The organism is Rhodopirellula sp. J20-39, assembly GCF_057365095.1.
Map to the genome: position 1 here is coordinate 1,363,881 of NZ_CP195123.1, position 12,296 is coordinate 1,376,176.

The 12,296-nt window shown below is 54.6% G+C and carries 13 protein-coding genes; 10 read left to right on the forward strand and 3 right to left on the reverse strand.

The annotated features are described in order from the left end of the window. Position 1 precedes the first annotated feature (1 nt). The 7 genes from ACR3ZL_RS04865 (at position 2) to ACR3ZL_RS04895 (ending at position 5,572) form a co-directional block, all read left to right on the forward strand. Positions 2-1,432 carry a type II secretion system F family protein gene (locus ACR3ZL_RS04865; RefSeq protein WP_473649013.1) on the forward strand — a complete coding sequence of 477 codons (1,431 nt, stop codon included), beginning with the start codon at positions 2-4 and terminating at the stop codon, positions 1,430-1,432. 59 nt (positions 1,433-1,491) lie between these two features. Then, positions 1,492-1,812 carry an acyltransferase gene (locus tag ACR3ZL_RS04870; RefSeq protein WP_473649012.1) on the forward strand — a complete coding sequence of 107 codons (321 nt, stop codon included), beginning with the start codon at positions 1,492-1,494 and terminating at the stop codon, positions 1,810-1,812. Beyond that, the gene (locus ACR3ZL_RS04875) at positions 1,809-2,354 is read left to right on the forward strand and encodes a prepilin-type N-terminal cleavage/methylation domain-containing protein (protein ID WP_473649011.1); all 546 of its coding nucleotides are present in this window, start codon (positions 1,809-1,811) and stop codon (positions 2,352-2,354) included. Before ACR3ZL_RS04870 ends, ACR3ZL_RS04875 begins: the two co-directional genes overlap by 4 nt. Continuing rightward, complete coding sequence (locus ACR3ZL_RS04880; protein ID WP_473649010.1) at positions 2,351-2,785, forward strand: hypothetical protein; 435 nt, start codon at positions 2,351-2,353, stop codon at positions 2,783-2,785. The genes ACR3ZL_RS04875 and ACR3ZL_RS04880 overlap by 4 nt, the downstream gene beginning before the upstream one ends. A 31-nt stretch (positions 2,786-2,816) precedes the next feature. After that, the gene (locus tag ACR3ZL_RS04885; protein ID WP_473649009.1) at positions 2,817-3,671 is read left to right on the forward strand and encodes a DUF1559 family PulG-like putative transporter; all 855 of its coding nucleotides are present in this window, start codon (positions 2,817-2,819) and stop codon (positions 3,669-3,671) included. A 14-nt stretch (positions 3,672-3,685) separates the two neighbouring features. Then, complete coding sequence (locus ACR3ZL_RS04890) at positions 3,686-4,522, forward strand: hypothetical protein (RefSeq protein ID WP_486173243.1); 837 nt, start codon at positions 3,686-3,688, stop codon at positions 4,520-4,522. A gap of 132 nt (positions 4,523-4,654) precedes the next feature. Next, entirely contained in the window at positions 4,655-5,572 is a 918-nt protein-coding gene (locus ACR3ZL_RS04895) for an NAD(P)-dependent oxidoreductase (protein WP_473649007.1), read from the forward strand. 380 nt (positions 5,573-5,952) lie between these two features. On the opposite strand, the gene ACR3ZL_RS04900 is transcribed toward ACR3ZL_RS04895, so the two are convergent. The 3 genes from ACR3ZL_RS04900 to ACR3ZL_RS04910 form a co-directional block, all read right to left on the reverse strand. Further along, positions 5,953-6,702 (reverse strand): 3-keto-alpha-glucoside-1,2-lyase-like domain-containing protein, encoded by a 750-nt coding sequence (locus ACR3ZL_RS04900; RefSeq protein WP_473649006.1) that lies wholly within the window; start codon positions 6,700-6,702, stop codon positions 5,953-5,955. Between the two features lie 66 nt (positions 6,703-6,768). Continuing rightward, positions 6,769-7,740 carry a hypothetical protein gene (locus ACR3ZL_RS04905; protein WP_473649005.1) on the reverse strand — a complete coding sequence of 324 codons (972 nt, stop codon included), beginning with the start codon at positions 7,738-7,740 and terminating at the stop codon, positions 6,769-6,771. Positions 7,741-8,066: 326 nt separating this feature from the next. Then, the gene (locus tag ACR3ZL_RS04910; protein WP_473649004.1) at positions 8,067-10,310 is read right to left on the reverse strand and encodes an NADP-dependent isocitrate dehydrogenase; all 2,244 of its coding nucleotides are present in this window, start codon (positions 10,308-10,310) and stop codon (positions 8,067-8,069) included. Positions 10,311-10,544: 234 nt separating this feature from the next. On the opposite strand from ACR3ZL_RS04910, the gene ACR3ZL_RS04915 reads away from it, so the two are divergent. The 3 genes from ACR3ZL_RS04915 (at position 10,545) to rpsF (ending at position 12,253) form a co-directional block, all read left to right on the forward strand. Continuing rightward, complete coding sequence (locus ACR3ZL_RS04915) at positions 10,545-11,174, forward strand: 50S ribosomal protein L25 (protein WP_473649003.1); 630 nt, start codon at positions 10,545-10,547, stop codon at positions 11,172-11,174. Then, positions 11,171-11,743, forward strand: coding sequence for an aminoacyl-tRNA hydrolase (gene pth / locus ACR3ZL_RS04920; RefSeq protein ID WP_473649002.1), 573 nt, complete (start codon positions 11,171-11,173; stop codon positions 11,741-11,743). The genes ACR3ZL_RS04915 and pth overlap by 4 nt, the downstream gene beginning before the upstream one ends. A gap of 93 nt (positions 11,744-11,836) precedes the next feature. After that, on the forward strand, positions 11,837-12,253 hold the full coding sequence (gene rpsF, locus ACR3ZL_RS04925; RefSeq protein WP_473649001.1) for a 30S ribosomal protein S6: 417 nt from the start codon (positions 11,837-11,839) through the stop codon (positions 12,251-12,253). The last annotated feature ends 43 nt before the right edge of the window (positions 12,254-12,296 follow it).

A 12,296-nucleotide genomic window follows, 5' to 3' on the forward strand; every position in this document is an offset into this window, starting at 1 on the left:
CATGGCTACACCGATTCTGTTTTTAGCCGGAGCGATTGGGCTGGCACTGCTGGCGGGTACCTTCCGGTCGATTAAGTTGAACTTGATCCGGCAGCCAGCCGCTCGGATGCGTCGTGGCGTGATCGAACTATTGGAATTGTGTGAATGGTGCTTGTGGGTGTTGTGTCCGATTGCCTTCGTGATCGCGGCTCCCCATCCGATCACGATTCTATTGGTCGGCTTGTTTGCCGTATCGGTTGTGACAGCAGGGCGATTGCGATATCGCGAAGAGAGTCAGTCACTGAACCGCTGGTTGCGAATGGCGGCTGACGGTGTGAAATCCGATGCGAGGGTGGAAAATGCGTCGCCGTTTGACCCAGATGCGTTAGGAACTAGCCCGCTAAATGCAGGTTCTTTGAATGCGGGAGCTCTCAATGCGGGAACCTCTGGCATGCGTGTGGTGAATTCGCGAGTGTCAATTCCTGTCTTAGTCGAAAGCCTTGCCCAGGGGTTTCACAGTCGACTCGCTCGGCAAGCAAAGACGTTTGTGATTCGATTGAGTCGAGGTGAGTCGATCGTGGACGCAACCCGGCGTTCGCGGTTGCCGTTGGACGCGGACACATTAGCGGTATTGCTGAACCCGAATGAAGTTTCGCTTTCCGATTCTGGATCGCTTGCGGGTAAACAAGTGCGATTGGATCGATTGAGCCATTCTCGAGAGCAATGGTACCAAGACTATGATGCGACTCGGCTGCATTCACAGTTGCAGCAGCAAGCCGCTTACTTGGTGGTGACACTGATCTTAGCATGGTTTTTTGGCATGCTGATTCGATCGCTCATCATGAATACGATCGATAAGATGACGGATTATTTCTTGCCTTTGGCGGTTCTTGATAAGACGGCGTTGAACGCTGCGGCATTGAGTGCCAATTGCCTTTTGTTTGTCTTAGCGGTTTGGCTATTTTCTGCCGCGGTCATCGGCCAGTTGCCGCCTTGGATGGTATCGTGGGTGCCCTGGTTTGGCAGGCATTCAATTAATCGTTGGCGACGCGATGTGCTCGGTACGCTGGCACGCGGCATTCGAAACCAGCAACCGGCTAGTGAAGTTTTTCAGTTTGCCGCTTCAGCGACTCGAAACGACTGGATTCGTAAGCGATGCCGGATGGCAAGTACGTCGGTTGACGGTGGTGCTACGCTTCCCGCGGCGATGCAAAAGTCCAAGTTGATTTCGGCGAAGGAGCAAACATGGTTGTCGCTTGCAGAAGCCAATGGCAACTTAGCCGATGCGATCGAGCATCTGGTGGGCCGCATTGAACGTCGCCAAACTCTGCTATGGAGAATTCGTATTTCTTGGCTGGTGCCGGTGGTGACTATCCTTGTAGGTGTCTTCGTGCTTGTGCACACGATCCATGTGTTCCGCTTTCTGTTTGCTCTGATCGTGGGGTTGTCATGATAGGATCGAAAAAGCGTTCAAAGACATTTTCACACTCGAATGGGTTTATGTTGGTGGAGGTGCTTATTGCACTAAGCTTTCTGGCGATTGCCACCGGCTTGGCCCTGCAGATGCACCAGCGACGGCTCGATTTTGATCGCGTGTCGATGAGCCGACTGTCGGATCAACTGACGATTGAAAATATTGCTGAAGAGCTCGCTACGGTTCCCTACGCCGAAATTCAAGAGACCGCAGTTCGTCTAGGCGAAGACACGGAAACCGAGCTTCTTGTCCTTCCATTCGAATCGGAATCGGCCTCGGGTTTGCACATTACTATCACGATCGAGTCCGAGAGTGGGCCATTAAGTCATCATACTTGGCGACTGGAGCCCGCGTCATGATGCGTATTGCTCCAAGCCGCCAATGCAAATGTCTTTGTTTGCCCGTCCACGCCCGCATTCGCAGGCCCAGACCCAGCGGATTCACGCTGATCGAATTGTTGCTGGTTGTCTCGTTGCTCGGGTCTCTGTTAGGCGGGACGATTGCGTTGATCGCAATCGTTCGTCAGAGCGAGCATCAAGCGAAACTGAACCTGCAAAATCGGCAAGGGATCCGGCGTTTTGCTGATGATGTCCGCCGAGACGTCGCGGCGGCTCGCAGTATCGAAGTCGAGATTAATGACGAGCAATCCAAGTTAGTTCTTTCAAACGGAAAAGACTCTGTGCGGATTGAGTATCAGGTTGTGTCGGGATCACCGCTTCGTCGCATGGTGGTAAGCGAGGACCAAACGACCATGGCCCAGGACAGTTATGCGGTCGGAGTCGATGCTGAAATCAGCGTGGATCGGCTAGACGAGATCAATGCGGTTCGCTGGACTATCGCTAACCCAGATCGTCCAGTTCAACCTATTGCAATCCTTGCGGTACGGAGGGAGCAGGAATGAATTTGCTGCATTCTCGTTTCAGTCAGAAAGACACTGGCGTCGACCGCTCGGGGGCGGTGGCATTGATGATGGTGTTGATCTTGGCATTGCTGGTCGGCACATTTGCGATTTCGATCAGCAGTCGTGCTGCTCACGAACGACGTAGTGAAATTCAGCATCAATCCGTTGCAACTTTGGAGGCCGCCATTGAGGCCGTCGCTGAATCTACGTCGGAGTTGGAGTCTCCAGTTCGGCTTCCCTTGGATGAAACTACCCAGAAAATAAGCTTGAACGACGGAGCGAATGGACCTGGTGGCAAATCGACTGGCTCACGCTGGATCATTGTCGAACAGGTTGCCGAGTCGGACGAGTCTTTGGCTCTTCAAGCAACCCTTTATCAGAACGATCAGCCCGGTCTTTCCATCCGTCGCCCCGCTGAACGTCAGAATTAGTTTCTGTTTCCCACCTGCCCTAGAACGTTCCATGTATTCGAATCGTCATGCCTTTACGCTTGTTGAATTGCTGGTTGTCATCGCCATCATTGGGGTATTGATCGGTCTCGCATCTCCGGCAGTGCAAACGATGCGAGAGTCGTCTCGTCGGGCGGCTTGTCAGTCGCGTTTGGTCCCGATTGGGATGGCGATGCAAAGTTATCACGATCGTTGGCTGCGATTTCCTGTAGGCACGCTTGCGGATTCTGGTCCTGTGGAAAACGTCGCGTCAGGGACCCATCACAATTGGTTGGGGCGGATTCTTGACCTTTTGGATCAGCCTGTGATCGCGGACAAAATCGATCGAAGCGTTAGCATCTATGACGAAGCCAATGCCGCGGTTTTAGAGTTGAGTTACCCGGGTGTGCAGTGTCCTTCGTCCGGGAATCAATCCACCGGTTTGATCGGAACCAGCAGCTATGTCGGATTACATCATTCCGCAGAGACGCCGATTGATGAGTCCAATAACGGAGTGTTTGTGCTGAACACGACAATTAGCCGAGATGATATTTCGGACGGCTTAGCCAATACGGCGTTCGTGTCGGAAAAGTTGCCCGAAGCGAAGGATCTGGGGTGGCTCAGCGGGACCCGAGCAACACTTCGCAACGTGGGCGGCGGTGTCGCGATATTGGAGGAAGGGTCCGATAAGAGTCTACCTTTAGCGGTGGGATCCATCGGCAGTCGTCATGGAGCTGGCGTGCATGTATTGTATGGATCGGGCGAGATTCGTTTTTTGACTATTCATGTTGATCAACGGACTTTGGAACAAATGGTCGATCGGCAAGACGGTCAGTTGCCAGTCCAGTTTCAATCGCTTGAGGCGCAACGTCGCCGAAATGTTCAGTGATCTCACATCAACCGATGAATGCAGCAAGTTATACAAGTAACCAACCCGATCGGCTCTTGCTGAGCTGGTTGTTCGTTTGGGGATCCGTTTCAACACTTGTGATTGGTGTGATGTTGAACGGCGAGCCTAGCAGGCGGATTCCGGAGGAAGCACAATTCAGCTTCGGGCTGGCGATGGGTGTCTTAATGGCAACATGGGCAACGGCTGGTAGCTGGCTGGCGTTGGTTTGTCCGCCGAGCCGTCTGCATTCTCCTGCACGGGAGAACACCGGTATTGTGAAAGATCGTTCTCGCACAGTCGTGCAGATCTCGTTGCTGTGTAACGTGCTAGCGCTCGCGTTGGTCGGTTGGGCTGATCCCGCAATCACCGCGGAGATATTGCTTGTCGCTTTGGTTGGCGTTTCCGGGACGGTGGTCATGCGGCAGTGGACGCAGCGCCGAATCTATCGCGGCGACATGCCGGAGATGCCCCGCCGCAGTATCCGAGAAATTCTTGGCATTGCCTTCACGGTGGCAATCGCGTTTGCAGTTGTGAAGTTGTGTTCTCGCTGGTGTGATTTGACTGGTTCATCCATTGCGTTGGTTTCTTTGAATGGCTTGCTTTGGTTGTGGGCGTTGTCGACCATGCTGGGGCGATGGTGGTGGGGAATATTCGCCGTCTTCCCGCTGGCGATTGGCCAGTGGATTTTGGTGACGTCGTTAATCGACTTGCGTGGTCGGAAAGTGGAAATGCAAATATCGCAAGATAGCGGAGTGATGTTAGGTTTTCTCTTCTTTTCGATGCTGTTTCTAATGTTGATGCGGTCCAGCGGTCATCGTTGGCTGGCGACGAAGGCTTTGCCCAAAGGGTGATCAGCGAACGGGGCGAGGCTTCGGACGTGGCGTCTTTATTGAGTGTCTTGATCGCGGTAGGCTGGCACGATTTCGGTGCCGCGGTGTTTGTTGTTAGAACTCCGTCTCTTTGCCATTTTGAAAAGTTGAATTATGAGTCAAGCACAGACCACTTTGCCGAAGATTGGATGGATCGGTACCGGGGTGATGGGGAACAGCATGTGTGGGCATTTGCTTGGTGCCGGATACTCCGTCACGCTCACTACACGAAGTCGTTCCAGGGCAGAAGGCTTGATCGCCCGCGGTGCCGACTGGGCCGTCTCGCCACGCGAAGTCGCGGAGAGGTCCGATGTGGTGTTTGCCATCGTGGGGTATCCCGCGGATGTTCGGGAGGTGTTTTTGGATCCGGACACCGGCGCAGTCGCTGGAATTCGCCAGGAGGGCATCTTGGTCGACATGACGACCAGTGAACCATCGTTGGCGATTGAAATTGCACAGGCAGCGCTGGCCAAGGGTGCCGCCGCGATCGATGCACCGGTTTCGGGCGGTGACACGGGAGCCAAGAACGGAACACTGTCCATCATGGTTGGTGGCGACGTCGAAACCGTGCGTCGCGTTCTACCATGTTTGGAAGTTCTCGGTAAAACGATCGTGCACCAAGGACCAGCGGGTGCGGGGCAACATACCAAGATGGTCAACCAAACTTTGATCGCGACCGGCATGATCGGTGTGTGCGAAGCCTTGCTATACGCCCATCGGGCAGGTCTCGATTTAGGAACCGTTTTGAAGAGCGTCAGTAGTGGAGCGGCTGGAAGTTGGTCGCTTAGCAACCTTGCTCCGCGAATAATCGATGGCGATTTTGCCCCGGGGTTTTACGTGGAGCACTTTGTCAAAGACATGGGGATCGCGTTGGCGGAGAGTCGTAAAATGAATCTTTGCTTACCTGGGTTGGCTCTCGCCGAACAACTTTATCAAAGCGTGATTGCCAACGGCGGCGGCCGCGACGGAACGCAGGCTCTGATGAAGGCACTCGCGGAGATGTCCGCGGTGGATTGGCCCGGAAATAATTAGTCAGTGGCAAGCAATCCGCGGCGAAAGCGGTTGTCTGTCGCTGCGTCTCCCAAGCGATAACAGCCAGGTTATTGAAAAACGTTGGTATTGATCGTTCTGGCTTTAGCAAAAAGAAGGCTAGAGCATTTTGAGATTTGACGTGCCCGATCCCGGTAGTTGGATTCGCCAGAATTCAGTTTGTGGTTCGTAGGCCGGACCAAGCGCAGCGACGTTCCGGCATTCACGCGCCTGCCGGATGGGCGTCGCAAAGCCTCCTTCATCCGGCCTACTTTGGGTCGTAACGTGATTGGTTTTTGTAGCTGGATTCGACAGAATTCAGAGCACCAGAGTTTGGTGACACCGCCTACATCCTTTTCTAAAACGCTCTAGCGGCAGTTGCCTTAGGAGGGATCGTGAGCTGTTACCCGCACATCGTCGACCGTGGCGGAATGATTGACCGCCAAACGTAGACGGCTTTTGGTGGCGTGGCCGATGCCAGCAGATTGAAAGCTGCCGACTTCCTTTCCGTCGATTGAAACCGTCATCGTTTCCGATTGAATCTGCACCTTCAGCGAGTGCCACTGATTGGCGGTTAATGGATTGGGGAATCGTTTCTTTTTGGTCGCTAGGAACTTTTCCTGATCGGGGGTCAAGGTTTTCGCCTTAGCTGCCGTCCGTATCTCCTGATTCATGCGGCCGGTTTTGAGGTCGTGGATTTCGACGGATTTGGTCGTGATCCTCGCCATGCAAATGTGCCCAGCGTGAACGGACTTTTCTTTCATATCAGCGATGTTGATTCCCAAATCATCTTGAGCGCCAAGCTGAAAACGCAGTTCGATCGTGGCGTCGCGGAAGCTTACCTCGTGGGTCACCGACACGCCGTGATCGGCAACGGGATGCCGTGTGATGTGCATTGCACCGTCAATAAGGTCGACCTGTTGGTTGCCTTGAGCCCGAGACTTGCTGTTGGTTGCCCAGCCATTGCCGATTGCCTCTTTGCCGGCCATCGGTTCATCGCGGTCAAAGGTGTCGTGCAGCAACACTTCGTCGGCATTGCAGGGGTTTGCGGGAAGACCGAAACCGGTGGTGATTGTGGCGAGCCAAGAAAGACTCGCGACAAGGCTGATCCTAGAGAGAGAATTAAGATTCATCGAAGTGACCAAGTGGGGAAAGGCAATAATGGGAGGGCCCAACCCAGTCATCATAATCGAAATCAGTTACACCCCGCTGGAAGCCAGCGATTGCCCGAATCGTTCCGCTTTCCACCTGAAATTGGGGTAGCGTTCCTGGACTGCGTTTAGCAGCGAATAGCGATACACGTTCGTGTAGAGTTGCCCGGCCCCGGTTCGGTAAAAGTGGGAACCGTGCAAGTTGTACCAGTCATGTGGACGCTTGAAGTTCGAGTTACTACCAAGCCAGTGCAGGTACTGTTGTCGGTTTTCAAGCACGCCCCAGAATCCAGATGGCGTCGATTCAAACAACCAGGGCTTCCAGTCGAAGTGTGGTAAGTGATCCTGAACCATGCGGTGCACCGAACCGCCGAAACGCGTTAGCAGAGTGGTTCCGTAATTCTGTTCGATGTCCTTCCCAGTGACCCGGTACCACAATTCCGGCGTGCGGATCCGAAGTCGCACGCTAAGCCAATTCATGTAACGTTCTCGGTTTTCGGGAGCGTTCCAAAACCCTTGTGGGACGGAGTTGAATTTCCATTCCTGTAGATGCATCGAAGGACGGAATTCCTTCGCCGCTGCGATCACGGACCAGTCGTAGTGATTGCCCAGTAACCCGGCACCGCCGTTTTCGGTGAAGTCCTTTTTGGAAAGCTGGTAGATGTCGTCTCGCTGCCGATATTTCAGTTTGCGGGTGAGCCACTTCATGTAGGCCCGACGATTCTCGGCCAGCATCCAATAGCCTTGGGGAGTTCGGCTGAACAGCCAAGGATGCCATGGGTAATTCGGCAGCAATTCGCGAACGGCGGCCTGTGGAGAATCTCGATACCACACCGCCAGCAGTCCACCGCCGAAGTTTCGGATGAAGTGCTGCCGCTGGATGGCGTACCAGTCTTCGGGCCGTTTCATGCCTAGCTTTTGGCCGAGCCACTGAAGATAGGCGAGCCGATGTTCTTTCTCGTCCCAATAACCATGGGGGACTCGACCACGGACCCATCGCAATTCTTCGCTTTGTTCCACCCGTCGCTCCGGCAAAGGCTAGCCAATGACCGGCGTCTTCCCTGGATGGGGAATGATCCGGCTAATGTAGTGATAGACAGCCGTCTAGTATGCCAGAGGGATAGCGGAAGTAAAACTAGCTTGCCCCCCATTTAGGTTAATGGCGGAGGAGGCGTCTTTAGAGTCGTTTAGTGGAGGCTGATTGCCTCCGGTTGGCTCGGTAGCAGGATTGTCGAGTTGGGGCGGAGGCGGGGCATGGCCGGAAGAATCACCTAGCCGCCCAATGAAACGAGCCGCCCAACCCTATCGAGCAGGGTTGCTCGACGGGCAGGCTTGTCCACGATTGACTACGAGTTCATGCCGTTGATGATCGCATTGAATGTCGAGCTCGGTCGCATGGCCGCGTTGGCCGCGTCTTCGTCAGGGAAATAGTATCCGCCGATATCCATTGCTGAGCCTTGGACCTCGTTCAATTCATTAGCGATTGTTTCTTCATTCTTGGCCATTTCAGCGGCGATGGGCTGAAATTGTTTTTGCAACTCAGGGTCGTCCGATTGCGAAGCCAGAGCTTCGGCCCAGTACAAAGCCAGGTAAAAGTGGCTGCCCCGGTTGTCAAGTTCGCCAGCCTTGCGAGATGGAGATTTGTCTTCTTCGAGGAACCGGTCGGTGGCGTCATTCAAGGTTGCCGCGAGGACGGCGAGCGAACCGCTGCCGCTTTTGACGGCCAGGTCTTCGAGTGAAACCGCGATCGCAAGAAACTCGCCGAGAGAATCCCAACGGAGGTGGTTTTCGGATTCAAATTGCTGAACGTGCTTTGGAGCCGAACCGCCCGCACCCGTTTCGAACATGCCGCCGCCGGCTAGCAGCGGAACGATCGAGAGCATCTTTGCACTGGTTCCCAATTCAAGGATTGGGAACAAATCGGTTAGGTAGTCACGCAAGACGTTACCGGTGACGGAGATCGAATCGAGGCCCTGGCGAGCACGCTGGCAAGCATGAAGAGTCGCAGCCACCGGAGCGAGGATCTGGATGTCCAGGCCTTCCGTGTCGTGCTTCTTCAGTTCGGTTTCGACCTTCGCGATCAGGTTGCGGTCGTGGGCTCGGTTGGAATCCAGCCAAAACACGGTCGCCGCTCCGGTTGCGCGACAACGCGTCACCGCCAGCTTGACCCAGTCGACTACGGCGACATCCTTGGTTTGGCAGGCACGCCAGATATCACCTGTTTGAACGGGCGTTTCCAGCAAGGTTTCGCCGGCTTGGTTAACGACGCGGACTTTGCCTGTCGCGGCGATTTCGAAAGTCTTGTCGTGGGATCCGTACTCTTCGGCTTTCTTTGCCATCAAGCCAACGTTGGCGACGCTGCCCATTTGGGTCACGTCGTACTTGCCGTTTGCTTTGCAATCGTCGATGACCGCCTGGTAAACGCCCGCGTAGCAGCGGTCTGGGATCATCGCCAGCGTGTCTTGCGGTTTGCCTTCACGGTTCCACATCTTGCCGCCCAGTCGGATCGCTGCGGGCATCGATGCATCGATGATCACGTCGCTAGGAACGTGCAAATTGGTGATGCCGCGATCCGAATCCACCATCGCGATTTCAGGAAGTTCCGATGTGATCTTGGCCATGGTGGCCTCGACGATCGCACGCGTGTCAGCCGGCATGTGCTCGATCTTTTGGAACACTTGGCCAAGGCCTTGGTTGGGGGCGACGCCTGCTTCGGCGAAGGCATCGGCGTGTTCTTCGAACGCTTCGGCGTACAGAACGCTGACTGCGTGACCGAACAAGATCGGGTCGGAAACCTTCATCATCGTCGCCTTCAGGTGCAGCGACAAAAGAACGCCGTCCGCTTTCGCTTTCGCAGCGGATTCGGCGATGAATTGGCGCAGAGCCGAGCAGCTCATCACAGCCGAGTCAAAAATCTCGCCTTTTTCGACCGGAATGGCATCTTTCAGGACGGTTACGGCACCGGCTTCGTCGACCAATTCGACCTTGAGCGTGTCGGCGGCATCGAGCACGACCGATTGTTCACTACCGTAGAAGTCGTCCTTTTGCATATGGGCGACTTGTGTTTTGGAGTCGGCCGACCAGTCACCCATCGAGTGCGGGTTCTTTTGAGCGTACTTCTTCACGGGCCCAGCTACCCGTCGATCCGAGTTGCCTTCTCGCAAAACGGGGTTCACGGCGCTGCCGAGCACTCTGGCGTATTTGGCCCGGATGTCTTTTTCTTCGTCCGTTTGCGGGTTAGCGGGGAAGTCGGGAACGTCATATCCTTTTGCTTGCAATTCCTTGATTGCCCCGGTGAGCTGCGGGATCGAAGCGCTGATGTTAGGAAGCTTGATCACGTTCGCTTCGGGCTGTTTGACCAATTCGCCCAGTTCGGCCAACGCATCGGGGGTTCGCTGTGCTTCGGTCAGCCGATCTGGAAAGCTCGACAAAATACGACCAGCTAGCGAAATATCCTTTAGCTCAAATGAAAGCTTGGACGATGCCGTAAAGGCATTGAGGATCGGTAAAAGTGACCGAGTCGCCAACGCCGGGGCTTCGTCCGTGTGGGTGTAAACGATGGTCTTGGAAGCGGAGGCGTTGGCTGGCATGGCGGCGACTTCATATCAGGCAGGTGACGGCGGAATCCCGAAAAAGGGAATTCCCAGCGTGTCGGAAAGACGACGCTTGAAGTCTAAAATCCTGTGGATTGCCCGGTCATCTGTCAATGCCGCGGCATCCGCGTCGTTTGGGCTTGCGTCCAAGACTAAAATCGCCATACTGCCGTGCTTCAAAAAAATTCACTCCCGCTTCCTCGCCCCTACTTTCGATCAACCGGTCAAGCCATGACGGACGTTATTCAAGCCACCAAACGCGATTCCACTGGAACGGCTGCCACCCGTCGCTTGCGTCGAGCCGGTAACGTTCCTGCTGTTCTTTACGGACACGGCGAAGCCAACGAACACCTCGCCGTGCCTCAAGCCCAAGTCAAAGGCTTGCTGCGACACCACAGCAAGATGATCAAATTGACCGGCGATGTGGAAGAAACCGCACTCGTTAGTGAAATGCAGTGGGATCCATTGGGGATCGAAGTGATCCACATGGACCTGATTCGTGTGAACTTGAAAGAAAAGGTCGAATTGACCGTTTCGGTTGAGTTGCATGGCGAAGCCGCTGGTACTCGCGAAGGCGGTATCCTGTTGGAAAACCTACGCGAAGTCGAAGTTCGCTGCTCCGCTGGTGCGATCCCAGAAAGCCTGATCCTCGACGTTAACGAATTGCACCTGGGCGAAAATGCAACCGCCAGCCAGCTTCAGTTGCCTGAAGGCGTTGAATTGCTGACCGACGGCGACGCTGTTTTGGCTCACGTTGAAGCCCCACGTGCTCAACAAGAAGAAGACAGTGCGGAAGCTCAAGTCGGTGCCGAGCCTGAAGTGATCAGCAAGGGTGGTGGTGACTCAGAAGAAGACGCGTGAAACTGATCGTGGGGCTGGGGAATCCTGGCCGAGAGTACGAACAGACCCGTCATAATGTCGGTTTTATGGTTGCCGCCGAACTCGTTCGGCGGTTCATGGGTTCGCCGCCGACACCCAAGTTCAAAGGCGAAGTGAGCGAAGCTCGCATTGGCTCCGAAAAGGTGCTGATACTTTGCCCTCACACATACATGAACGCCAGCGGGCAAAGTGTTCGCAAGGCAATTGATTTTTACAAACTAGAAACTGAGGACTTGATCCTCATCTGCGATGATTTGAATTTGGCCTGCGGCCGGATTCGACTCCGTCGTGGCGGTTCTGCCGGTGGCCAAAAAGGGCTCGCCGACACGATTCGACATCTGGGTACTGACCAGTACCCACGACTTCGAATTGGCATCGACCGCCCGCCGGCGAAGTGGCAGGTGACCGATTTTGTACTTGGTAACTTTACCGAAGAGGAACGAACGAACATCGACCCCGCGATCTCACGCTCATGTGATGCGATAGAATGTTGGGTCAAGGAAGGGATTACTGAGGCGATGACGGCGTATAACGCTCCACCGCAAACCTAGTAATTTTTCCACCTATCATCTATCGTTCGTCGCTTCCGATCCTTTTATCGTCGTTCCATATCCTCAACTCCGATTCCCCCGCGATCCTTAGCCGTGGCCAAAGTCAACACTTACGAAACTCTGTTCATCCTCGACAGCAATCACTACGCCCGCGATCCAGGCGGCGTTAGCAAGCAAATCGAGGAAATCATTACCGAAGCTGGTGGTGAAATTCACGTCAGCCGAATGTGGATGGAACAGAAGCTTGCCTATCCAATCGACAAGCACCAAAAAGGTACTTACTACCTAATCTACTTCAGCATGGACGGACCAAGCCTGCCGAAGATCGATCGTGCTTTCAAGCTTTGTGAGCCTGTCGTGCGTGAGCTCACAATCCGCTTGGACCCACGTTTGGTTGAGCCGATTCTGGCCAACGCTCGTGGCGAAAACTTTGCTGGCCCTGCCGGTGAAGGTGCTGCAGAGGAAGGCGCCGCTGACGCGGATGCGACCGAAGCTGTCGCCGAAGCTTAAGTTACATCGTCCTCCTTCCTGTTTCATTCTCTCCCCTTCACCA

Excerpts from the sequence above, each read along its gene's own strand:
- ACR3ZL_RS04865 (WP_473649013.1), top strand. The coding sequence starts at position 2 with ATGGCTACACCGATTCTGTTTTTAGCCGGAGCGATTGGGCTGGCACTG.
- ACR3ZL_RS04875 (WP_473649011.1), top strand. The coding sequence starts at position 1,809 with ATGATGCGTATTGCTCCAAGCCGCCAATGCAAATGTCTTTGTTTGCCC.
- ACR3ZL_RS04880 (WP_473649010.1), top strand. The coding sequence starts at position 2,351 with ATGAATTTGCTGCATTCTCGTTTCAGTCAGAAAGACACTGGCGTCGAC.
- ACR3ZL_RS04885 (WP_473649009.1), top strand. The coding sequence starts at position 2,817 with ATGTATTCGAATCGTCATGCCTTTACGCTTGTTGAATTGCTGGTTGTC.
- ACR3ZL_RS04890 (WP_486173243.1), top strand. The coding sequence starts at position 3,686 with ATGAATGCAGCAAGTTATACAAGTAACCAACCCGATCGGCTCTTGCTG.
- ACR3ZL_RS04895 (WP_473649007.1), top strand. The coding sequence starts at position 4,655 with ATGAGTCAAGCACAGACCACTTTGCCGAAGATTGGATGGATCGGTACC.
- ACR3ZL_RS04900 (WP_473649006.1), bottom strand. The coding sequence starts at position 6,702 with ATGAATCTTAATTCTCTCTCTAGGATCAGCCTTGTCGCGAGTCTTTCT.
- ACR3ZL_RS04910 (WP_473649004.1), bottom strand. The coding sequence starts at position 10,310 with ATGCCAGCCAACGCCTCCGCTTCCAAGACCATCGTTTACACCCACACG.
- ACR3ZL_RS04915 (WP_473649003.1), top strand. The coding sequence starts at position 10,545 with ATGACGGACGTTATTCAAGCCACCAAACGCGATTCCACTGGAACGGCT.